This window comes from Bradyrhizobium sp. KZN70725, from assembly GCF_055264925.1.
Genome location: NZ_JBUYWT010000199.1, coordinates 1 through 641, shown reverse-complemented (window position 1 = coordinate 641; position 641 = coordinate 1). Strand labels below are relative to the sequence as shown.

The 641-nt window shown below is 60.1% G+C and carries 1 protein-coding gene; it reads right to left on the bottom strand.

Features of this window, described 5'->3' with window-relative positions:
- Nucleotides 1-641: recombinase zinc ribbon domain-containing protein (locus ACZBJS_RS42690; protein WP_463440350.1), on the bottom strand; the 641-nt coding region annotated here is incomplete at both ends.

The following is a 641-nucleotide window of genomic DNA, read 5'->3' as shown; positions in this document are numbered from 1 at the left end:
CCGAGGCTGCCGGATGGCTCCACAGGCGCTCCACGTCTGTCCCTAGTCCAAGAATCTCTGCGCGTTCTGCGTCGGTTAGAGTGGGCGGCTGTTTGTCGCGGGCAATGCGAAGATCATCTTCGAGGCGCGCCACTTCCGCAAGCCGTTCATTCCACCGCCGCTCGAGATCTCCAGCGACCAGGCGGTTTTCTGGATCAACCGCGTCATATTGTCGGTGTGCGCGAGCCGCTTCATAGCGTGCCTGCTCGAGCGCAAGCTCTATGTGCTGCAGCCGCTCTCGGCCGGCGCGCTCGCGGTCCGCGATTGCTTGCAGAGCAGCGTCAAGGCCGAGAGGCGCAATCACCGATAATACCTCGGCCGACACAGCTGCATCGATTCGCACATTGCCAAACGCAATGCACTTCGTTCGTCTTCCGTGATTAACGCTGGCATCGTTGCAAAGGTAGCGCGCAACACCTCGCAGCCCATTATGCTGCACTTTGAGCTTGCGACCGCAACGTCCACAACGCAACAGGCCGACCAGCAATCCACCGCCATTGCGCACCGATCCCGGCACCATCGCGCCCTTCATGTTAGCGTTCCCGTTGATGGTCCGTTGATTGTTCTCGTAATCCTGCCAGGAGATGTAGCCGTCGTGATGA